Source organism: Anabaenopsis sp. FSS-46, from assembly GCF_029891665.1.
GTDB classification, from domain to species: Bacteria; Cyanobacteriota; Cyanobacteriia; order Cyanobacteriales; family Nostocaceae; genus Anabaenopsis; species Anabaenopsis arnoldii.
This window is the reverse complement of the sequence record NZ_JANQDG010000090.1, coordinates 13187-36984: the sequence shown is the minus strand read 5'-3', so window position 1 is coordinate 36984 and position 23798 is coordinate 13187. Positions and strand designations below refer to the sequence as shown.

The window sequence follows — 23798 nt, the reverse complement described above, 5'->3', positions numbered from 1 at the left end:
TGCGTTGAGGCTTCTGTGTAAGCATATAAAATTGTGACTTCTAGAATTGTATCCAAAGACTGGGTAATGAAGACAGCTTGCCGCTCTTCCTAGGACATAAGCGAATGGCTACGCCACACAAGCTATCAGCCGAATGCTGCTGGAGCTGCTGTAGAAGTAGTTGTGAGACTTGTCTTGTAGAAGCCACTATCCCTATAGCTAAGTGAACTAGTAACTTAAAAAATGGGCTGCCGTGGCCAACTCTTCCTCTATACTTTCTAAACAAGTGCTAAATGCCTAATCTCTAGCTACCAATGGTATAGCATCAAAAATCACCCATAGAGGGTTGCCCTGATTTTAAAATGTTAACTTTGGTTGAATAATATGCAGCCGTTGGGAAATAATCACCGCGTGTAAACGCAACTCTTTAGTCCGATGCTCCCTTTAATTTTGAGCAAAGAAGTCACAATTTTGATGATCAGCAGCGCCTTTTGGGGCTGGCAGGGGCGAAAGGCACGCGTGTTCCTCTAAGCTTCTCGTTGGCGCTGCCAATTTTTGAGGAAATTGAATGCCAAAGCAAATTATCATAGCAGAACAGCATCAAATTGCTGCTGTCTTTTCTGAAGATCAAATACAAGAACTCGTAGTCGCCACTGGTCATCACCAAATTGGTGATATCTACTTAGGTGTAGTAGAAAATGTATTACCAGGAATAGATGCGGCTTTTGTCAATATCGGAGATCCAGAGCGTAACGGATTTATTCATGTGACCGACTTGGGTCCATTGAAGCTAAAGCGTACGGCAGCAGCAATTACAGAACTATTAGCACCACAACAAAAAGTTTTGGTACAAGTGATGAAGGAGCCAACAGGGACGAAAGGTCCTAGGCTCACAGGTAACATCACATCACCAGGACGCTATGTAGTTCTCATGCCCTACGGTCGGGGGGTAAACTTATCTCGACGCATTAAAAGTGAGAGTGAGCGCAACCGCTTGCGTGCGCTAGCAATTTTGATTAAACCGGCGGGAATGGGTTTACTGGTGCGTACAGAAGCAGAAGGCAAACCAGAAGAGGCTATTATTGAAGATTTGGAACTGTTGCAAAAGCAATGGGAAGCCATTCAGCAAGAAGCACATTCTACCCGCGCCCCGGCGCTACTGAATCGGGACGATGACTTTATCCAGCGGGTACTCAGAGATATGTACGGTGCCGATGTGAATCGGATTGTGGTGGATTCCAGCACCGGCTTGAAAAGAGTAAAACAGTATTTGCAGAATTGGAGTGGAGGTCAAACACCCCAGGGCGTATTGTTCGACCATCACCGCGATCGCTCGCCAATTTTAGAATATTTCCGCATTAGTGCCGCAATTAGAGAAGCCCTCAAACCGAGAGTAGACTTACCCTCTGGCGGCTATATTATCATTGAACCAACAGAAGCATTAACAGTAGTAGATGTTAACTCTGGTTCCTTCACGAGATCCGCAACGGCGAGGGAAACAGTGTTGTGGACAAACTGTGAAGCTGCTACGGAAATCGCTCGTCAGCTACGGCTGCGAAATATTGCCGGGGTAATTGTGGTTGACTTCATTGATATGGAATCGCGGCGCGACCAATTACAAGTTTTAGAACACTTTAATAAAGCACTCAAGGCAGACAAAGCTCGTCCTCAGATTGCCCAACTCACGGAGTTAGGACTAGTAGAACTGACCCGTAAACGCCAAGGTCAAAATATTTATGAATTATTTGGTCATACTTGCCCCACTTGTGGCGGGTTGGGGCATACTGTGCGTTTGCCAGGAGATACAGAAACCCGACTGCCAACCACTGCTGAAATACCAGAGCGTTCGGATTTCGGCTCTACTCAGTCTAAGGTTTCTTTTCCTAATAACGATAGCGTGGGGAGAGTTCAAACACCAAGGATACAGGCAGTAAAGGCGCGAGGTTATGAGTCTTTTGACGAGGGGTTTGATGGATTGCGTGGCCCATCTGGGGATATTGATACTCCCATTAATCATCCTAGCTATCAAGAACCACGTGACGTAAAGCGTCGTGTTCGTAAGAACAACCATGGTAGATCTGGTCTTAATGGAGTTAATACTAACGATGATATACGTAGCCTAGACTCTCTATCGAGTCGAGGTGGAGACATCGGTGGGGTGATTCCTGGTGAAGTAGGTTTTGACAATGATTTAGATATAGACTTAGACGTTGATACCCAAAGGTCTACTCCAGAAATTCCCTCTCCCTCCTTAACTAAATCCGGTTGGCAAGAGAGAACTGGGCGGGCTACCAGGGAGAAGCTCGACCCAATTAAACCAGTGGTAGAACCACCGGAATTTAAAACTGTGGAAATGAGTCCCCAAGAACAAGATGTGTTCGCTTTGATGGGGGTTTCTCCTTTATTGAAGTTGGATGAGGAATCTCAGGGGAAAAGTCCCAAGTCAGTAATTATTAATATTATTGCACCAGGAGAGTTAGACACTAATGTTACAAAGAATCAAAATTTGATTTTTGAGTCACAGGATGAACCCAATAATCAGTTGTCGCTACCAGAAGATAAAACCCCCAATGTGCTGGATAGGCAGTATGGCTTTGAACCCCAAGAAGAAACCATAATCATAGAGAGCGTAGTTGAAACTCCAGAAGCTACTACTCATAGCTTGCCTATGGATTTGGAAGTGACACCTGCCGTTACGCCGATCGACAAAATCTCTACTGGTAACCGTCGCCGCCGCCGTCGTTCTTCTGCCCTAGAGTCTAACTCTTCTACAGGTGAGGACAATTAATTCTGTTATGCAGACAGAAGAAACAATTTCACATCCCGGATTCTTGAATTCGGGTGAGGCGGGTCTCCCTTTTTCACCTTTCTCTTGTGACTTGGTGGCGGGTATAGATGAGGTGGGGCGCGGTGCTTTGTTTGGTCCTGTGGTGGCAGCAGCTGTGATTTTGCCTGGTTGTGCCTTGCCAAAACTCATAGCTGCTGGTATTAAGGATAGTAAAAAACTTTCCAGTTCTCGGAGAATTACACTAGCAGGGCAAATTTGTGAATTGGCGACGGACTGGACTATTGGGGTTGCTTCCAGTACTGAGATTGATGAACTAAATATTTTGCAGGCAACTCTGTTAGCTATGAAGCGGGCTGTGCTGAAACTGAATGTACAGCCTCAACTATGTTTAGTTGATGGTAACCAGCTGATTAAGGATTTGTTGGTGTCTCAACAAACTATCGTTAAGGGTGACGAAACTCATGTGAGTATTGCAGCTGCTAGTATTGTCGCTAAGGTTTGGCGTGACTCGCTGCTCATCCGTTTGGCATCAAAGTATCCTTTATATAATTTGGAGAAGAATAAGGGCTATGGTAGCCAAAAGCATTTGCTGGCTCTGCAACAGTATGGTCCATCACGACTGCATCGCAAATCTTTTCGTGGTTGTCAAGTGAACGATCACTTAACTGAAGCTCAAGGCGTTGGACTTTAACCATAGAAGCTACGGCTAGTTTGCTAGTTCTTAAATAATCCCCTTGGTCTAGGTTGAGATATGTTTTATACAAGGGAGTGAGTTAATCTGGGTTGAGAATAGGGATTTCCCCCGGACTGCAATTGCCTTTGGCACTGCGCTGATTGCAATCAGCGCTAGTGTTGTCAATTAGGAGAGGTTCCATACCCTGTGATGTTGCCCAGTGGTGGTAATCGGCTAGGAGTTGATGCTGTAGGCGTTGTTTTATGGTCATCAGTATACTTTTGAGTAAACCATTACCTGTGGCTTCTAGGATGGGCTGAGGTGTGAAGCAAAATGGGGCTGGGATATCTACTTCTACTTTTAGGTCGGCTTTTCCTTGGAGGATGGTGATGTTGTTGTTTTCTTGGGGTGATAAATACCCTTGTAAATTTAATGACCAGCGCTGGTTGATGTACTCGAAGCCCAGAATTTGACTATTTACCGATCGCACCTGAATGGTTCCATGTGATTCTGCCCAAACTTTCAGGTCTACAGTGGGTTGAATACTCAGTGACATGAAGGTTAATGGACGCATTTTTAAGCGAAATACTTCTTCTGAAACTTGCTGTATGCGACTATTATCTGTGAGTGCGTTGACTAGACGTTGGGGCTGACGCAGGTAATGTCGGATAGGGATGGGTTGTGGTGGTACATTAATTCTTACTGTTTGGCAGGCGGTAAACTGGGTAGCCATGAATTAAAAGCAATAATTGTTGAATATTTCTGTTTTTAATTAAATTATAATTTTATTTTTTTCTATTCGTTGAAACATTATAGGAGCGGACTCCAATTGACTGGGAGAAAACTTGAGAAAATTGGATTGAACTCTATTTAAAAGCTGTTCACAAAAGACTATTTTTACCTATCATACAGTCATAACCTCGGCTCAACCATGCTCCATGATGGAGTCCTATTACAATAGGCCTCTAGTTTAGATAAATAATTTAGGACTAAAGTCTGTGACTATATCTATTGCTCATTTAGGACCTCCTGGCACTTATGCAGAACAAGTAACTGCTTTTTATGCTAACTGGCTGGCAAAAAAAACAGGTAATCAAGCTATGTTGTGTCCATATTCGAGCATTTCCCAATCACTCAACGCTGTTGCGTCTGGAGAAACTCTGTTAGCTGTTGTACCGGTAGAAAATTCTATTGAAGGCAGTGTAACTATGACAATGGATACACTATGGCAGTTGGATAGTTTACGAGTTCAGTTGGCTTTGGTGATGCCGATTGCTCATGCTTTAATTTCTTGTGCCGGTAGTTTAGATACTATTCAAACTGTTTATTCTCACCCACAAGCTTTAGCACAATGTCAAGGATGGTTAGGGCAGTTTCTCCCAACTGTGCAGTTAATAGCGAGTAATTCGACTACCGAATCCCTACAGCGACTGGATGGAGATTTAACCGCGGCTGCGATCGCATCCAGTAGAGCCGCCGAACTCTATAAATTGCCTATATTGGCTAGTAATATTAATGACTACCCCGACAACTGCACTCGCTTTTGGGTGGTGAGTCAATGGGTGGAAGATTTAGTGGCTATATCAGGAAGTGCTCATTACACTTCCTTGGCTTTCACTGTCCCAGCGAATTTGCCGGGAACGCTACTTAAACCACTACAGGTATTTGCTGGGTTAGGGATTAATCTTAGTCGTATTGAATCGCGACCAACGAAGCGATCGCTAGGAGAATATTTGTTTTTTATTGATTTAGAAGCAGATGTGCACGAAGAGCAAATGCGATGCGCTTTAGCGCAGTTAACTGAGCATACAGAAATCTTGAAGATTTTTGGCAGCTATAATATTCTACCTATAAAAACTGGGTTGTAATTCGTAATTCAAAAAATACGAATTACGAATTACCTATGGCTACGCCACGCCAGTTATCACATAGCCTTCCCCTGGGAAAAAGGAAATATAGCCTTTTTCAGGCTCATGAAGTACACACCAATTCCCTATTCCCTATTCCCTATTCCCTATTCCCTGTTCCCTATTCCCTGTTCCCTCAAACTAAAAAAATTTGTACCTCACGAGCATGGGAAATGCTATATTACGAATTATTGAAAGTATCTTTGAGGACGGCGCGGGCTGCTAAATGATTCCGAGTAGAAGTCAAAATTTCTGCTTCTCTTTCCAAGCGAAGTAAGGTATCTTGTGTTTCTAACAATGCTTGTTGCTCTGATGGCACACCATAGAGATTACTTGCTACCCAGTAAGAAAGTTCTGTAGGTAGGTCGGGTAATTCCTCTGGTAGTTCCATATTTTGCTCAGTTAATTTGGCTGAGAGACGAACTACATCTCGTAAGAGTTGTTCGACATCTGCGGCTAAGGGGCGTAAATCTTGAGTTGGCGGCTGATCTTCTAACCATTCTACTAACCCAACACGGTAAGGCTTTTCGCGGACGTATTCTAAAACACGGAACCTTTGCTGTCCCAAAGTTAACATTTTCATGCGGTCATCTGGCAGCCGTTGGTAATGAATGATTTCTGCACAGCAACCAATATTAGCGATTGTACCGTCAACTGGATCGACCATTAACACACCGAATCGGCGATCGCTCTCCAAAATCGTATTCATCATGATTCGGTAGCGGAATTCAAAGATGTGTAGGGGTAATGGTCTACTAGGGAATAGAACTACTTCGGGTAACGGGAACAGAGGTAGTTCGCGAACTGCAATTTTAGAAGAGGATGTCATTGTTACCTTTGTATAAAATTAATTGTGAAATTTATTCTTCTCTGCTTTCCCCGTACTTTTCTGATATTCTATCATTTGTTTCCCAGCCGATAAAAAGCCCTGAGATAAATTTCTTCAGGGCTGGGTAAATATTACAGCATTAACCTTATAGTTTTACTTCAATGTCCACACCAGAAGGTAAATCTAGCTTCATCAGGGCATCAATAGTTTTGGAAGAAGGTTGATAAATGTCAATAATCCGGCGATGGGTGCGGGTTTCAAAGTGTTCCCGGGCATCTTTATCTACGTGAGGCGATCGCAGCACACAGTAGATTTTACGTTTTGTTGGTAAAGGAATTGGGCCTATAGCTGTAGCGTTAGTTCTGTTAGCCGTGTCTACAATCTTCTCGCAAGATGTGTCCAATAAGCGACGGTCAAAAGCCTGTAAACGAATTCTAATTTTCTGCTGCTGTAGAGTTGCCATCTTTAATTTTCTAGGTTCTGATGAATGATGATGATTTTTCTGAGAATTATCGGGGATAGTGACTTTTTATGCCCACCGTGGCCAAGGCTTTGGGGTGAGACTGTCACAATTCCTTTTCTGCTGAGATTAGCCGCAGCATAGGTGATTACTTGAACAAGCAATCAAAGAAGGAAGATAAAGGAGCACCGATAGATTATCTACCAGCGCTCCTTGCTTATAGAACAAAAAGGTGTTACTTCAGAATTTTGGAGACGACACCGGCACCAATAGTGCGTCCACCTTCACGAATTGCGAAGCGCATTCCTTGCTCAATAGCAATGGGGTTGATCAATTCCACTGTCATTTTAATGCGATCGCCCGGCATCACCATTTCTGCCTCGCTACCATCATCAGAAGTGAAGGATTTGATGGTGCCGGTTACATCAGTTGTCCGTACGTAAAACTGAGGACGATAGCCGGAGAAAAATGGGGTTTTCCGTCCGCCTTCTTTCTCTGTCAAGACGTATACTTCACCTTCAAATTGAGTGTGAGGAGTAATAGAACCTGGTTTGGCAATTACCATACCGCGCTCGATGTCAGTTTTTTGGATACCGCGCAGGAGCACACCGGCGTTATCACCAGCCATACCTTCTTCGAGACTCTTCTTAAACATCTCGATCCCAGTCACCGTGGTGTTGCGAGTGTCTTTAATGCCCACTAGTTCAACCACATCACCGACCTTAACCTTACCACGCTCAATCCGACCAGTGGCCACAGTACCACGACCTGTGATCGAGAATACGTCTTCCACTGCCATCAGGAAGGGTTTATCTACAGCACGGTCGGGAGTAGGAATGTAGGAATCTACTGCTTCCATGAGGGCGTAAATTTTGTCTACCCACTCATCTTCACCCCGTTGAGTTTTGGGGTTGGCAGTCATTTTTTCCAATGCTTTGAGACCGGATCCCGATATAATGGGGATGTCGTCACCGGGGAAATCGTAGCTAGATAATAGCTCACGGACTTCTAATTCTACCAACTCTAATAGTTCTGGGTCATCTACCATGTCTTCCTTGTTCAGGAACACAACCAGACTGGGCACACCTACCTGCTTTGCGAGTAGGATGTGTTCACGGGTTTGGGGCATGGGGCCATCTGCGGCGGAAACTACGAGAATACCACCATCCATTTGAGCCGCACCAGTGATCATGTTTTTCACATAATCAGCGTGTCCTGGGCAATCTACGTGAGCATAGTGCCGATCGCCGGTTTCATACTCAACGTGAGCCGTATTGATGGTAATCCCCCGTGCCTTTTCTTCTGGGGCATTATCAATTTGATCGTAGCCTTTACCTGTAGCTTGACCCAGCGCTGCCAGAGTCATAGTAATGGCTGCTGTTAAAGTAGTTTTACCATGATCAACGTGACCAACTGTACCGATATTAACGTGGGGTTTAGTCCTTTCAAACTTTGCGCGTGCCATGAATGCTCGTTTCCTTTTTTAATTAAGCGTTCCCTTTGCTTTTCGCTATGATTGCTTCAGCCACGTTGCGAGGTACTTCTTCGTAGTGGCTAAATTCCATCGAGAAGATACCCCGACCTTGGGTCTTCGAGCGGATATCAGTAGCGTAGCCAAACATTTCTGCCAATGGGACTTTAGCAGTTACCTTGGCTAAACCATCATCAGATCCCATACCTTCAATTTGTCCACGACGAGAGTTAAGGTCGCCCATCACATCCCCAAGGAAGTTTTCGGGTACTTCAACCTCAACTTTCATCATAGGTTCTAATAGTACAGGAGAAGCCTTCAATACTGCCTCTTTCATTGCCATTGAGCCAGCAATTTTGAAAGCCATTTCTGAAGAGTCTACATCGTGGTATGACCCATCCACCAGAGTTGCTTTGACATCAATTAGTGGATATCCTGCTAATACACCGGATTCGCAGCTTTCTTTCATTCCTTGTTCTGCGGGTCCGACGTATTCTTTTGGTACGACACCACCCACAATTTTAGAAACAAATTCAAAGCCCGTACCCGGTTCGCCTGGTTCCAAATCGATCACAACGTGACCATATTGACCTTTACCACCACTTTGGCGAATGAATTTCCCTTCAATTTTGGAGACTGATTTCCGAATCGTTTCGCGGTAAGCTACCTGCGGCGCGCCGACATTCGCTTCTACTTTGAATTCACGTAACATCCTGTCTACCAGAATTTCCAGGTGTAGTTCTCCCATTCCCGCGATTACGGTTTGGTTGGTTTCTGGATCTACACTGACACGGAAAGTGGGGTCTTCTTCAGACAGAGATTGCAGAGCTTTAGAGAGCTTGTCCATGTCGTTCTTGGTTTTGGGTTCAACCGCCACCGAGATTACCGGCTCAGGAATGAATAGAGATTCCAGAATTACTGGTGATCCCTCGTCAGTTATGGTATCACCCGTCAAGGTCTCTTTTAATCCTAATGCTGCTCCCAAATCCCCAGCCCGCATTTCATCCACATCTAGGCGTTCATCTGCTTTGAGAACCACCAGACGGGAAATCCGCTCTTTCTTGTTCTTGGTAGCGTTGAGAACATAACTACCTTTCTTCAGAACACCAGAATAAACCCGAACAAAGGTGAGACGACCGTAGGGATCAGCCATAATCTTAAAGGCTAGAGCTGATAGAGGTTCTTGGTCATCAGCTCTACGCTCAACCACCTCACCTGTAGGTAATGTACCTTGGATAGCTGGTACTTCCGTTGGTGCTGGTAGATAATCTACCACTGCATCCAGCATCAACTGCACACCTTTGTTTTTAAATGCCGAGCCGCACAGTACTGGCACAATCGTACCCGCAATTGTCCCTTGACGCAGTGCACCACGAATTTCATCTTCTGTAAGTTCTTCTCCCTCGAAGTACTTACTCATCAGACTGTCATTGGTTTCTGCTACAGCTTCTACCAGCTTGGTGCGGTACTCTTCTACCTGCTCTTGCATTTCGGCGGGGATATCTGTTTCTTCGATATCTGTTCCCTCGTCGTTGTTGTAAATATAGGCACGCTGACGTACCAGATCAACGATTCCTCTCAAGTCATTTTCACTACCAATTGGTAGTTGAATGGCAATGGCATTAGTCCGCAGACGATCGCGCATTTGTTCGTGAACTCTGTAAAAGTTCGCCCCTGTGCGATCCATTTTGTTTATGAAAGCTATGCGGGGGACTTTGTAGCGGTCTGCTTGTCGCCAAACTGTTTCCGACTGCGGTTGCACGCCGCCCACAGAACAAAACACCGCGATTACACCATCCAACACCCGCATAGAACGTTCTACTTCAATTGTGAAGTCAACGTGTCCGGGAGTATCGATAATGTTAATTTGATGATCTTTCCAACTGGTACTGATAGCAGCAGCAGTGATGGTAATTCCCCGTTCACGCTCCTGCGCCATCCAGTCTGTCACGGCTGTTCCTTCATGAACCTCGCCAATTTTATGAATTATGCCAGAGTAAAACAATATTCTTTCGGTTGTCGTTGTCTTGCCCGCATCTATATGCGCCGCAATACCGATATTGCGTACTCTCTCTAGCGGGATCGTACGTGCCACAGTAGCCTCCTATTATAGTTTTTGTCTCATGATATCTTGTATATTACTCTTTGTTAAGGTTCTATACTTCTACGGAAAACCGTATTTTTTTTGTGCGTAGGCGATATACCGCTGTTATATCCACGATATACCCCTACTTTTCTTAGTAACGATAGTGTGCAAAAGCCTTGTTAGCTTCTGCCATCCGGTGTGTTTCTTCCCGTTTGCGAATTGCATTCCCGGTCTCGTTGGCAGCATCCATTAACTCATTAGCTAATTTACTTGCCATTGTGCGTCCGGGTCTAGACCTGGAAAATTTAACTAGCCAGCGCAAAGCTAGGGTTGTACCCCTGTCTGAACGTACTTCCATCGGTACTTGATAGGTGGCTCCGCCTACTCGACGCGCTTTTACTTCTACCAAAGGCGTGGCGTTGCGGACTGCTCTTTCAAAAGTTTCCAGTGGCGGAGCGCCGGTGCGATCTTCAATAGTTTTCATGGCATCATAAACCAGCCTAGCAGCCAGTGATTTCTTTCCATGACGCATCACCCGCCGGATTATCATGCTGACCAGGCGACTGTTATATACGGAATCAGGCGGAACTGGGCGCCTTTGAATAACACCACGACGAGACATACTTCACCTTTACTTCGGATTTGGCAACGAAATTATATGCTATCAGACACTAGGTATATGGGCGGGTAAAGCCGCCGTTTTAACTTTGTCTTTTTTTTCTCCACGCCAGATTAGGCGACGACATCATAAACTTTAATATTTTAGATGCAACCGCTGCAATTGCCTACGGCACTGGCGATAGGGTAGCGCGGCTTAGGGTATAGCCAATCGCTTGGCAGGATAATGGTTTAAATTACCTAATTTTCACTGCTTAATACAGGGTTTAGCAAGGCTTTGTGGCAACATAAATCACCACTATTTAGCTATCGCACCCTTTCAACCTATAGGATGATGATTCATCCTCGACGATTAATTGCGTATTTCCTATTTCTTGGTTCCTTTCGGGAGCTTGGTTCCGTACTTGGAACGCCCTTGCTTACGGTCTTTAACTCCAGCTGTATCTAATGTTCCACGGATAATGTGATATCTCACACCTGGTAAGTCTTTCACACGACCGCCACGAATCATTACTACTGAATGTTCTTGCAAGTTATGACCGATACCTGGAATATAGGCTGTGACCTCAAATCCTGATGTCAATCTTACCCTTGCTACTTTACGTAAAGCAGAGTTGGGCTTTTTCGGTGTAGTTGTATATACCCTTGTACAAACACCCCGACGTTGTGGGCATTGCTTTAGAGCTGGAGACTTAGTTTTCTGACGCGCTTTTTCGCGTTCGGTACGTATGAGTTGCTGTATTGTTGGCATGAGTTACAGCGCGTAAAGCTGCTTAGAGGTCTAACTTTTAACAAATCCTGATTATATCTTTTTTTGGGGTTCTATGTCAAACTGATATTTTTTTATTTAAACAGATATGGGCGTAATCATGGAGAAGGACATACCACAGCCACAGGTGGCTATGGACTGAGGATTGTGGAAGCGAAAACCACCACCCATTAAATCTTCTGAATAATCTAATACCAACCCATTTAAATAATTCAGGCTTTCATGATCTATGAGAACCTGAATACCGCTCACGTCAAAAACGCGATCGTTCATCGTGACATTTTGGTCAAAAGACATATCATAAAACCAACCTGAACAGCCCCCTACCTTAATTGCCAATCTGAATAAAGAATTTGGCTGCTGTTTTAACTGTAATCGCCCAATTTCACTGATTGCGGCTGGACTCAGATGAATCATGGAATTAGTTATGGCTTCCGCCAGGCTAAGTTATCGACAATAAAAAACCCCATTTTAAAATATTACAGACAGTTGAAGTCTAAAAATCACGATTATAAAAAATTTGGTTTTGATTTTTTACTGGGCTAAAATCAGCATATAGGTGACTGGGCAGTGCTACTGGTGTATGTTTTCTTAATTCGTGAATTAATATTAACATCCTGTGTATATCACTGAAAAGATTAGTCCCCGCCAAACGGGGACTAATCTCAGTCTAATCGAGACTGGGGTATGAGCAAAATACTGGGTATACTATACTTACAGCTTTTGCAGTTGTGGCAGTTTTAACCATCATTACGAGCATAGTCGTCTTGATAGCGAATAATATCATCCTCGCCTAAATATTCACCATTTTGGACTTCAATTAACACCAAAGGAATCACTCCCGGATTTTCCAGACGGTGGGATGTACATTGGGGTACATAGGTTGACTCATTGTTCCTCAGTAGCACCTCCTTATCTCCACAAAGAACCCTCGCAGTACCAGAAACAACAATCCAGTGCTCACTGCGGTGATGGTGCATTTGCAGACTGAGACGGTGTCCCGGTTTGACCTCTATGCGTTTAATTTTATATCCCCGCCCTTCCTCCAACACTGTAAAAGAACCCCAAGGGCGCAGCTCGGTTGCAGCAATCCCTTTATTAGAGATGGACACGGGTAGAGATAGATTATTAGTTTGTGTGGTTTCTGGAAATTGCGCCATAGTTACCTCAGTTGGTCTACAAACAAACCGTTATTAATCGTTGGGTGAAGCCTAAAACTGATCCTTGAGATTTGCACCTTGCTAAACATAACAAAATTAAAACAGGAGGGTGCAAAAATAAGTCCTTCAACCAAAACTTCTATACCAACTCTTCACACCACAAGAGTGGCGATGACCTGAGCTTAAAAAACATGAGTCCGACTGCATTAATCATTGCAAACCTAGAATCCCCTTAGCTTCCTACTCCCTACCTTGTTCTAAGAAAACCCCAATACCGTTGTGGACACGTGCAGCAGTATTACTCGAACGGTCGAGCAGTTGTCCTCCCAGATAAAGACCAGTAGAACTTCCACCGTCTAAATTCAGAGCGTTCACACAACCAATATTTTTCATTAATTGGGCGTGTTCGGCTAGGGTGGGGCCCAGTCCACCAGCACGATTGTGTACAGCAGCAATTATTAGTGATCCGCTTGCTGTGGTGCAAATACCACTACGAGCAGCTTTTTGTCTAATAAAGGCTGGACTGAACTTTTCCCTAGCAGCATCCAGGACAATTTGATTATTTTGTACTAATAGGGGACCGGCTCCCATAATGTGGGGATAGCGGTTAAAGTTGGGGGAATTTGTTGTGCTGGTAATGGTAACTGGTGTACCAATAGTTAATTGTGACGCCCCTAAAGAGGATGATTTACCACTAGTAGCATTGGCACGTAAGGTTAGTAGGTAGCCGTCTTGGGGAATGGTAAATTTTGTTTCACCAGCCTTACCACCTGGTAGCTGATTTGTGACTCGGTTTTGTTGGACAATAACAATGATTTCGTTATCCGTTAGGGGGGTGTAGCTAGTTCCCCATGTGTTGGTGTAACGAGCAATACCACTCTGCACATAACCACTATTTAAAAATAGAATCGGCAAGTTTTGATTATTGTCAATGATTAACGTTTCTTCTAAAGTGAGACGACCGAAGTAAAACTCCCCGGAGTCATTCCAGGCGATCGCCCCCCGATTAAGAATTGGGCCTGATAGCCACTGACCACCCCGACGAATTGCCCCCAAAGGTAATCGATTATTGCGGTTAAAATAACCAGCATTAATTGCGGCCACAGCTGAAGACTGCTCTGCCATTTGGATGAGTGGTGCTGTACCGGTTTGACTGGTGGTGTCAGTCCCAATGGGTTGTAAACGTAAGCCAGTTTGACGGGGATTAATATCTAACCAAACCACGGGAAAGCGTTCTGTACCTAAACTGACAAATTGCTGTCGCCAGCGCAATCCTGTAGCCCAGTTAATATCTCGTTGTACCAAGGCATCGGGACGAAGATCAATGACCAGGCGGTTGGGGTTTGCTAAGGTCATGATCTGGGGAGCCATGCCAAAGGGTACACTCAGACTAATAATTGTGCGATTGTTAACTACCTCTAATTTTCTCACTATTGATCTGTCCACGTTACCCCCATGAGGATTTTCTGGGGTTGGTGATGTTGATGGAGCATAGCGTTGGCTTAAAGCAGCATCAGCGATCGCATCTAGGGCCACTACCCACTCTCTATTGGGTGGTGCTGCAGATTCTGCTTCTGTTTCAGTGCTTATAGTTCCCCCTGGCGAGACTTGCCAAGGTGATGGACGATCTAAATCTAAGACAATGCGAGCTGAATGAAAGGGAGGAAGACTAACCCCTGAGAGCTTGCGTGGCGTAGCGATAGATTGTTGACTTTGACGAATATTTTTTATTTGAGCTTTTGGCGTGGCGATCGCCATAACATTACCATTAGCTTGTAACACCCAACCTACTGTTTGAGTAAAATCAGTAATATCCATATAGCGATAGCCTTGCAGCAGCCTGGTAGCTAAAACCGATGGTTCCTGGTTTGATGAGAACCATTCTATTGGTTGACTAGCAACACTGTTGCTGCTCAAAAAATCAACTCCAACGATCTGCCTTAGAGCACCGTCACTCAAAAAAGTTTTCACTCGCCCATCTGTTCCTCTCTCCTGTAACCAAGCCCCTGGTAAGGTACGACCATTGAGGATAATTTGGTTACCAGACGCTAACACCCCACCGGTGGATGTGCAGCAAGGTGTGTTTTGCGTCACCAGGCTGGTATCAATCCAGGATTCCTCAGCTCTACTAGACCATTTAGTACATAAGCAGAATATAATAATTACTACTGCTGTTGGTGCTATAGACCGCAACATCCTCGAAGGCAACCGATAGCTGGCGTGGACTAGCCATAGCCACCTTTGATTACTGCTCTTGGTGAGAGCACAATAATGTTTTTTACTATGATGTGACATTTTTACCTCAATATTATTGATAGCTTAGGTGGCTTAGGCATAGACTACTTGCAGCACAGTAAGTTTCACAGGAATCTTAAGAAATAGTGATTGAATTTTTGCATAAATGTGATAATATATAAATTGGCTATCTATCTCTTGTCAACTGAAAAAGTCATCACACCATTAAAAACACTATTACTGAGTGTTTTAACCATCACTGTATTCAGTCAAGCTGTATAAAAAACTAGTTTGGCTGCTGCAAAGCCAGTGAAAATATCTAATATTCACGGATGGTTGCTATTTGAGTGAGGTCTGTCTTCTAGCAAGATGGATCAAATCATCATCAAACAATGAAATATATACAACAACAGATATTTGGAGTAATTGTCAAATGTGTATGTTGTATAATACGCTGATTTTGGGGATGAATCAGGATTATTCCGCACTTGAAAACTAAGTTGTGTTACGGGTAAGCCAAAAAAGTTTTACTTGAACTCTAAATTTGTTTTCATCTGGGAATAGAAAGTTGAACCAAAAAATAGCTTGAGAATATCAACCAAAAGTATAAAAAAAACCGCAGGTATTTGCAAAAGGTTAAACAAGAAAAAACCGAAGTGAAAAATTTTCTCTAAATTTCGGTGATTTATATATTTTCCAGGTAAAACGATTTTTCCCACAGTCTAAGCTGGATTCTGCTAGGTCGGGACTACGTCAAAGACTAGGGTAATTGCTTACGGTACACTAGCGTAGCGTAAGGCATATTCTTCTCACAAATATTGGCAACATTTGTGACTAACCATCTCAAGAGCAGTCTATGAAAGATAAAGCGATGCATCAATCACAAACACAGAAAATTTCAGATATTCAAATCAAACCATTAGATGGACCAAGGTGGTTAGTAGAAGAACGAGATGCTTGTGGTGTAGGTTTTATTGCTCATCGCCGCAATTATGCCAGTCACGAAATTGTGACAAAAGCTTTAGATGCTTTAACCTGTTTAGAACACCGCGGTGGTTGTAGCGCTGACCAAGATTCTGGTGATGGTGCAGGAATATTGACAGCAATCCCCTGGGAGTTATTTGAAAAAGACTATTCCCGGGAAAATGTGGGGGTAGGAATGTTATTTCTACCACAAAGTAGCGAAATAGCGGCAAAAATTAGAGGTATAGTCGAGGAAATAGCGACAGCAGAAAAATTAACCGTACTGGGTTGGCGAGTAGTACCAGTGCAACCTAATTTACTGGGGATACAAGCAAGAGAAAATCAACCCCAGATAGAACAGGTTTTTCTAGGATCAGCAGATAAAAGTGGGGATGAACTAGAAAGAGAACTATATATCACCCGCCGGCGAATTTTCAAAGCTACTCAGCATATTTCCGCAGAATTCTATATTTGCTCTTTGTCCAATCGGACAATAGTCTATAAAGGCATGGTGCGCTCTGCTATCTTGGGAGAATTTTATCTCGATTTAAAGAATCCAGCCTACAAAAGCGCCTTTGCCGTTTACCATCGCCGATTTAGCACTAATACCATGCCGAAGTGGCCCCTGGCTCAACCCATGCGTTTATTGGGTCACAACGGGGAAATTAACACTTTGTTGGGTAATATTAACTGGATGATGGCCCGGGAATCTAGCCTGAATCATCCAGTATGGGGCGATCGCTCCGACGAATTTAAGCCCCTAGTTCATATCGACAACAGCGACTCAGCCACCCTAGATAACGTTCTGGAATTAATGGTACGTTCAGGACGTAGCCCCTTGGAAGCCTTAATGATTATGGTGCCAGAGGCATACCAAAATCAACCTTCTTTGCGTCAATATCCCGAAATTATCGATTTTTACGAATATTACAGCGGACTGCAAGAAGCATGGGACGGACCAGCACTGTTAGTATTTAGTGATGGTGAAAAAGTTGGCGCAACACTAGACCGTAACGGATTAAGACCCGCTCGTTATCTAATTACCAAAGATGATTACATCCTTGTCGCTTCCGAAGCTGGAGTAGTAGAAATTCCCGAAGCGAATATTCTGGAAAAAGGTAGACTCGGACCAGGACAAATGATTGCTGTGGATCTGGTCAACCATGAAATCCTCAAAAATTGGGAAATTAAACAATACATCGCCCAGCAGCATCCCTATGGAGAATGGTTAAAACAATATCGCCAAGAACTCAAACACCTAGTACATCAAACTCCCAGCAATGGGAATAGTCATTCCAGCACGCCCCAAAATATCAGTGGGGTAGCCATAGGAAGCGATGAACAAACCCTACTGCGTCATCAATTGGCCTTTGGCTATACCACAGAAGATGTAGAAATGGTAATTCAACCCATGGCCGCTGAGGGTAAAGAACCGACTTTCTGCATGGGGGATGATATTCCTTTAGCGGTGCTGTCAGAAAAACCCCACCTACTGTATGACTACTTCAAGCAGCGTTTTGCTCAAGTGACAAATCCAGCCATTGACCCCCTACGGGAGAGGTTGGTCATGTCCTTAAATGTGGAACTCGGAGAACGGGGAAACTTATTAGAAGTTAAGCCAGAACACGCCCGCAAACTCAAATTAGAATCCCCTGTGTTGATGGAGACAGAACTAGAGGCGATTCGGTTATCAGGGTTTGCAACAGCGGAATTATCCACCTTGTTTGCGATCGCCCAAGGACCAGAAGGATTAAAAGATGCTGTACAGTCTTTAAATGCACAAGCTGCGGCATCTGTCAAGGCTGGAGCAAAGATTTTGATCCTCAGCGATTGCCCAGAAGGAGATAATGGCATTAGTGCTGAATATACTTACATTCCTCCCTTACTAGCAGTGGGAGCAGTACATCATCACCTAATACAGCAAGGTCTACGAACTAAAACATCCTTGATTGTGAAAACAGCCCAGTGCTGGAGTACACATCACTTCGCCTGTTTGATTGGCTATGGAGTTGATGCGGTTTGTCCTTACACAGCTTTGGATACTGTCCGCGACTGGTGGTGGAAACCCAAAACCCAAAACTTTATGGAACGGGGTAAAATAACCAAGCTTACCCTAGAAGAAGCTTTAGGGAATTATCGCCAAGCGGTAAACTCCGGTTTACTAAAAATTCTCTCAAAAATGGGAATATCCTTACTGTCCAGTTATCAAGCGGCGCAAATTTTTGAAGCCATTGGTATCGGTGGGGATTTATTAGCATTGGGATTCTGTGGTACAACTTCCCGCATCGGTGGGTTAAGCGTCAAGGAATTAGCAGAAGAAGTGCTTTGTTTCCATCGCAAAGCCTTCCCGGAACTGACCGCTAAGAAGTTAGAAAATTTGGGTTTTGTTCAGTATTTCCCCAAGGGAGAATACCATATGAATAACCCAGAAATGGCCAAGGCGCTCCATAAAGCCGTGGATGGTAAACAATATGACCACTACGAAGTTTACAAGCAGCACCTACAAGGACGACCAGTAACAGCTTTGCGTGATTTGTTGGACTTCCAAAGCGATCGCTCCCCCATCCCTTTAGAAGAAGTAGAATCAGTCAGTGAGATTGTCAAACGCTTCTGTACTGGTGGGATGTCTTTAGGTGCATTATCAAGAGAAGCCCATGAGACTTTGGCTATAGCCATGAACCGCATTGGTGGCAAATCTAACTCTGGGGAGGGTGGGGAAGATCCAGTCCGGTATAAAGTGCTAAATGACGTAGACCCATCCGGTAAATCATCGACTTTACCTCATTTGCATGGCTTGCGCAATGGTGACACAGCTTCTAGTGCTATTAAGCAAGTAGCATCCGGACGCTTTGGGGTCACACCAGGATATTTAAGCAGCGCCCAACAAATTGAAATCAAAATCGCCCAAGGAGCAAAACCCGGGGAAGGTGGACAACTACCAGGAGCAAAAGTTAGTCCTTACATTGCTATGTTAAGGCGCTCTAAGCCCGGTGTAACCTTGATTTCACCCCCACCCCACCATGATATTTATTCCATTGAAGATTTAGCACAGCTGATTTTTGACCTGCACCAAATTAACCCCACAGCACAGGTATCTGTAAAGCTGGTGGCGGAAATTGGTATTGGGACTATTGCGGCGGGTGTAGCTAAAGCTAACGCCGATATTATTCAGATATCTGGTCATGACGGTGGTACAGGAGCATCACCACTGAGTTCTATTAAACACGCAGGTTCACCCTGGGAACTAGGGTTAACTGAGGTACATCGTGTATTAATGCAAAATGGCCTACGCGATCGCGTGATTTTGCGTGTAGACGGTGGGCTAAAATCTGGTTGGGATGTGGTCATGGGCGCTTTGATGGGCGGTGAAGAATTTGGTTTTGGTTCCATCGCCATGATTGCCGAAGGTTGTATTATGGCGCGCATCTGCCACACTAATAACTGTCCTGTGGGTGTTGCTTCTCAAAAAGAAGAACTTCGCAAGCGGTTTACAGGAATGCCAGAACATGTAGTCAATTTCTTCTATTTTATCGCTGAAGAAGTTCGCCATTTATTAGCAAGACTCGGTTACCGCTCCTTATTAGAAATTGTCGGACGGGCTGATTTGTTAACCACACGAGAGGGGGCAAAAGTTAGCAAAACCCAAGCACTCAACCTCGACTGTTTACTAAACCTCCCAGATGGTAAAAATAACCGTACCTGGTTACTACATGAAGAAGTCCACAGTAACGGTGTGGTGCTAGATGACCAATTGCTGGCTGACCCGGATATTCAAAGGGCGATCGCCCAAAATACCACTGCTACAAAAACACTGGCGGTAGTTAACACAGATAGAACAGTGGGAGCACGGTTAGCCGGTGCGATCGCTTCTCGCTATGGTGACAGTGGTTTTGAAGGACAAATTAACCTCAATTTCCAAGGTAGTGTGGGGCAAAGCTTTGGTGCTTTCAACCTCCCAGGGATGATTTTGACCTTGACAGGAGAAGCTAACGACTATGTGGGTAAGGGGATGCACGGTGGTGAAATCATCATCAAACCCCCTTCTGATGCTACCTACGCAGCATCACAAAATGTCATAGTTGGTAACACCTGCCTTTATGGTGCCACGGGTGGGGTATTATTCGCCAACGGTTTAGCCGGTGAACGCTTCGCTGTACGCAACTCCAAAGGTATGGCAGTTATTGAAGGTGCGGGAGACCACTGCTGTGAGTACATGACCGGTGGTGTGATTGTTGTCTTGGGGAAAGTAGGACGTAACGTGGGCGCAGGGATGACTGGCGGACTAGCATACTTCGTAGATGAAGACAATTCTTTCCCGGAGTTAGTCAATCCAGAAATTGTCAAAGTCCAGCGAGTGCTGACAGAAGCGGGCGCAAAACAATTGCAAGAATTAATCAGAAATCATGGCGATCGCACTGGTTCACCAAAAGCAAAAATGATTCTGCAAAACTGGTCAGAATACTTGCCTAAATTCTGGCAACTAGTACCACCTTCTGAAGCCCAGAGTCCAGAAGCAAATCCCCAAGCTATTGTGGAAAAACAGTTGAGTTCAGTTTAGGTAATCACCACAAGCTACCCAACTTTTCTCAACAGTTAAAAAACTGTAGAGACGTTAATAACTAACGTCTCTACAACTCATACAGCACCTTGCACCGAATCTGAAGTACAGATATGAATGATAAAACTTTTCTGGGGTGGCCTTACCCGCCCTTGCGTATGTCACTCAGATGAAATTTCCTGTAATTTCCATGGATTAGCCATAAGCATTATTTTTTGTTTGCGAGCAAAGTTTGATTTTTGTCTTCCATCACTAAAAGTTCTGGAATAGTCACAAAACTATAACCTTGCTCTCGAAACTTACTAATAATTTCCGGTAAAGCTTGCACAGTTTGGGAACGATTTCCACCCCCATCATGCAACAACACAATACCGCCAGGTTGTGCGTTCCGAAAAACATTATTGACCAAGTTCGGAACACTGGGTAGGGAATAGTCTAATGAATCCGACGACCACAGAACAATGGCATACTGATTATTTCTAGCATAAGCAGCTAGTCCATTGTGCATAATTCCCCCCGGCGGTCTAAACAAATTTGTTTTGACACCAGTAACTTGATAAATTATCTCCGTTGTGTGCTTAACTTCATAGGCTGCTGCATTGGGATTCATATAATGATACCAATGATGCCAAGTATGATTACCAATGGCGTGACCTTCAGCAATCACCCTCTGCACTAGAGTGGGATAATTCTTAACATTCTGTCCAACAACAAAAAATGTAGCTTTAATATTATTTTGTTTAAGAATATCCAGCACTTGTGAAGTGGTTTCCCTCCAAGGGCCATCATCAAAAGTCAGAGCAATCACTTTTTGATCTTGATTCAATTTCCCCGCCTTAATAGTTGCTCCTTGAAAGCGTGCTGGTGCACCAGAGGTAACACCCTTAGTGTTTGCTTCTTGCTCCCAACTAGTGAGCATCGCCGCCTTTAACTGCTCAATGCGCTGCTGAGTACCGACCTTGGCGGCAGGTAAATTATTTATATTTATACCTCGTCTGCCCTGAGCAATGGCTACGCCACGGGAGCTATCAGATGCATTGGGCTTGATGAATAACATTAAGCTAATGCTCAAACTAGCACTCAAGAAAAGCAATGCAATTAGTATTCCTTGCGGCCACAAAAAAGTCTTAGTTTTTGCCACTTCATAGCTCCTTTAAGGGTAGAACTATCAGTTATAGTTGTGACGGTAGTTTCATAACACACTTGGTTATAAATACTAGATACGCAGATTTTTGGTCGTATCCATAATTTTTGATAGAAACACACATACAGCACTTTTGGTGGTAAATAAAATACACATCTTGATATCATAAATCTTGTGAGGTGGGCAATAACTTACGCCACGCTACACTACCCTGTCAGTACCCGCTCTTTTGTACCTAACTCATAAGTAATTATTTTTTATACTGTAATTACTGTATAAAAAAGATAATCATAATTATCCGAAAACTGACACATACTGGAAAATTTCCCGGCTAGCATTGAAAATTTTATTCCTCTCTCATATTGCCAGATAGCAATTGCAACAAATAGCAAGTTACAATTTATTTTCTGTGATATTTAAGTAAATCTTATCCGCTCTTCAATCACGTGATATTTTGCTCTTGAGAGCATAGCCTAGCATTACCCATTTGTCATTACTATCTCTGGAAGAAAAAGTTAAATTTTCAACTGAATAATTATAGATTTTTCCCTGATACAATTTGGAACCTAAAACAATTAAGTGCATAGATTGTCCCATTAATAATGTACAAAAAGCAGTCAATTATTATACTGTTTGCGGATTTATTGGCAACAATTGCCAGCAATATCTCGGTTTTTCCATAAATGCTAATAATTAAGCATTTCCAGAGTATTATCACTTTGCTCTCTTAGTGCTGTATATTATCTATTCACAGCTTCCACACCAGAAAACTTTTCTACCACATCCGCGACTTTTCAAACTTTTACATATAAGAATTATCTATGATTATTTGCTTATTAGTTGGCGTGATCTATTTTTTGATCCAAACTTCACTCCTCTTAGCCACAGGTGAAGGATGGACAAAGTTTTGGCTTTTGGATCACATAGAAAATTTTCAGTATTGGGACGCAAGTATTTATGCACAACTAGCCGTAAATCCTGCGTGTAGTGCTTTTTATCCCTTATGGCCGAGTTTGGTGCGAGTACTGACAAAACCTGACACAGTAGAGGAAGCATTAAAGGTGATGATTGTCACCTCTGAGGTAATATTTCTAGCGTCACTACCTCTGGCTCGACTCACATTTGATCGCATCATCAAAAACACAAATGTTTCACGTTTAGTATTTATACTATATGCCCTCGGTCCAAATGCAATTTTTCATTCTATAGGTTATACCGAAAGTCTTTTTAGCCTCTTGAGCCTCCTATTTCTACTGAGCTTACACACTGCGGAGCAAAAAGAAATTTCTCCAGTGAAAACCTTGAGTTTATATGGAGCCATTTTTGTGCTTTCGGTTTTACTAAATCTCCTGCGCCCAGTTTTACTACAGTCCTGGTTTGCAATCACGTTCATACTGATAATTTTATCCATTATCCGCAGGATCTCTTCATCTAATGCCGATGATCTACCATTAACAGCAAACACCACGACCCTAAGTATCTTAATTGGCATTGGCAGTATTGTTGGCTACAGCATTTATGGATTCTTCTGTATGAACACTGCAGGAAATTTCCTCGCGCCTTTTCAAGCCCAACAGTCATGGGGAAAAACCATAGCTTTTCGTCCTTGGTTGCTGGTTTTTCCCCGCTCTTTACTGATGGATATCCACGCCCTTTATACATCTATTCTAGTTTTTGCCCTATTGGGCTACCTGTTATACGCCATCTATCGAGGTTGGAGGGAAATCGTTATTAATCTTCCATCTAAACCATGGATATACATTTTTTTATTCCATCCCCTATTGTTTATAGCTATTCTTACAGGATTAAGTTATTTTGCCAAGGGCTGGATCAAGTCTATACCCATCCACCACCCCAGACAGGTACTCAATAATTGGAGATCGTTTACTGTGCTTTACGCAATAGCATTTTCTGGCGTTCATTGCATCATTAACTTCTTAGTTAATGCTGGATACCTGTATAGCAATGCTCGTTATTACTTTGGTACACCCTATGCTTTTGTATCTATTGGTGTCATGTTAACATCATTATCTGTACCTAAGTTAAATCGGCTGATGTGGGTAATTGCCGCCGTTGGCGCGGTTTGGTTGGGATCACAATGGTTCAACTATGGTAGTGGTGGTTGGCTAGGATAAATTTGATTTCAGCCACTGAATTA

The 23798-nt window shown here is 43.6% G+C and carries 16 protein-coding genes; 5 read left to right on the top strand and 11 right to left on the bottom strand.

Annotated elements, in window-relative coordinates:
- The first annotated feature begins 547 nt into the window (after nucleotides 1–547).
- Together NWP21_RS10595 and NWP21_RS10590 are read left to right on the top strand one after the other, a co-directional pair.
- Entirely contained in the window at nucleotides 548–2767 is a 2220-nt protein-coding gene (locus NWP21_RS10595) for an Rne/Rng family ribonuclease (protein ID WP_280792666.1), read from the top strand.
- Between the two features lie 7 nt (nucleotides 2768–2774).
- Complete coding sequence (locus tag NWP21_RS10590) at nucleotides 2775–3458, top strand: ribonuclease HII (RefSeq protein WP_280792665.1); 684 nt, start codon at nucleotides 2775–2777, stop codon at nucleotides 3456–3458.
- A gap of 82 nt (nucleotides 3459–3540) precedes the next feature.
- Here the strand turns inward: NWP21_RS10590 and NWP21_RS10585 are convergent, their stop codons facing one another.
- A complete protein-coding gene (locus NWP21_RS10585; protein ID WP_280792664.1) occupies nucleotides 3541–4173 on the bottom strand; it encodes a DUF1997 domain-containing protein in 633 nt (210 codons plus the stop codon).
- Nucleotides 4174–4438: 265 nt separating this feature from the next.
- Between NWP21_RS10585 and pheA the strand changes: the two genes are divergently transcribed.
- A complete protein-coding gene (gene pheA, locus NWP21_RS10580) occupies nucleotides 4439–5308 on the top strand; it encodes a prephenate dehydratase (protein ID WP_271733711.1) in 870 nt (289 codons plus the stop codon).
- Nucleotides 5309–5528: 220 nt separating this feature from the next.
- Here the strand turns inward: pheA and NWP21_RS10575 are convergent, their stop codons facing one another.
- The 9 genes from NWP21_RS10575 to NWP21_RS10535 all read right to left on the bottom strand — a co-directional run bounded on the left by NWP21_RS10575 (nucleotide 5529) and on the right by NWP21_RS10535 (nucleotide 15035).
- On the bottom strand, nucleotides 5529–6176 hold the full coding sequence (locus tag NWP21_RS10575; protein ID WP_271733710.1) for an LON peptidase substrate-binding domain-containing protein: 648 nt from the start codon (nucleotides 6174–6176) through the stop codon (nucleotides 5529–5531).
- Nucleotides 6177–6321: 145 nt separating this feature from the next.
- Nucleotides 6322–6639: a 30S ribosomal protein S10 gene (gene rpsJ / locus NWP21_RS10570; protein WP_006196404.1), complete on the bottom strand. Its 318-nt coding sequence runs from the start codon at nucleotides 6637–6639 to the stop codon at nucleotides 6322–6324.
- Between the two features lie 232 nt (nucleotides 6640–6871).
- Nucleotides 6872–8101: an elongation factor Tu gene (gene tuf / locus NWP21_RS10565; RefSeq protein WP_280792663.1), complete on the bottom strand. Its 1230-nt coding sequence runs from the start codon at nucleotides 8099–8101 to the stop codon at nucleotides 6872–6874.
- A gap of 22 nt (nucleotides 8102–8123) precedes the next feature.
- The gene (gene fusA, locus NWP21_RS10560) at nucleotides 8124–10202 is read right to left on the bottom strand and encodes an elongation factor G (RefSeq protein WP_280792662.1); all 2079 of its coding nucleotides are present in this window, start codon (nucleotides 10200–10202) and stop codon (nucleotides 8124–8126) included.
- Nucleotides 10203–10344: 142 nt separating this feature from the next.
- Nucleotides 10345–10815: a 30S ribosomal protein S7 gene (gene rpsG, locus NWP21_RS10555; RefSeq protein ID WP_271733706.1), complete on the bottom strand. Its 471-nt coding sequence runs from the start codon at nucleotides 10813–10815 to the stop codon at nucleotides 10345–10347.
- Nucleotides 10816–11178: 363 nt separating this feature from the next.
- Nucleotides 11179–11562, bottom strand: a complete 384-nt coding sequence (gene rpsL / locus NWP21_RS10550) for a 30S ribosomal protein S12 (RefSeq protein WP_271733705.1) — start codon at nucleotides 11560–11562, stop codon at nucleotides 11179–11181.
- A 96-nt stretch (nucleotides 11563–11658) separates the two neighbouring features.
- The gene (locus NWP21_RS10545; RefSeq protein ID WP_280792661.1) at nucleotides 11659–11997 is read right to left on the bottom strand and encodes an iron-sulfur cluster assembly accessory protein; all 339 of its coding nucleotides are present in this window, start codon (nucleotides 11995–11997) and stop codon (nucleotides 11659–11661) included.
- Nucleotides 11998–12320: 323 nt separating this feature from the next.
- Complete coding sequence (locus NWP21_RS10540; protein WP_271733703.1) at nucleotides 12321–12740, bottom strand: phosphomannose isomerase type II C-terminal cupin domain; 420 nt, start codon at nucleotides 12738–12740, stop codon at nucleotides 12321–12323.
- 240 nt (nucleotides 12741–12980) lie between these two features.
- Entirely contained in the window at nucleotides 12981–15035 is a 2055-nt protein-coding gene (locus NWP21_RS10535) for a phosphodiester glycosidase family protein (RefSeq protein WP_280792660.1), read from the bottom strand.
- Between the two features lie 796 nt (nucleotides 15036–15831).
- On the opposite strand from NWP21_RS10535, the gene gltB reads away from it, so the two are divergent.
- Nucleotides 15832–20496 (top strand): glutamate synthase large subunit, encoded by a 4665-nt coding sequence (gene gltB / locus NWP21_RS10530; RefSeq protein WP_280792659.1) that lies wholly within the window; start codon nucleotides 15832–15834, stop codon nucleotides 20494–20496.
- Nucleotides 20497–20704: 208 nt separating this feature from the next.
- Here gltB and NWP21_RS10525 read toward each other — a convergent pair whose 3' ends face one another.
- Nucleotides 20705–21637, bottom strand: a complete 933-nt coding sequence (locus NWP21_RS10525) for a polysaccharide deacetylase family protein (protein ID WP_280792658.1) — start codon at nucleotides 21635–21637, stop codon at nucleotides 20705–20707.
- Between the two features lie 824 nt (nucleotides 21638–22461).
- Here NWP21_RS10525 and NWP21_RS10520 point away from each other — a divergent pair.
- Nucleotides 22462–23775 carry a hypothetical protein gene (locus NWP21_RS10520; RefSeq protein WP_280792657.1) on the top strand — a complete coding sequence of 438 codons (1314 nt, stop codon included), beginning with the start codon at nucleotides 22462–22464 and terminating at the stop codon, nucleotides 23773–23775.
- Nucleotides 23776–23798: the final 23 nt, after the last annotated feature.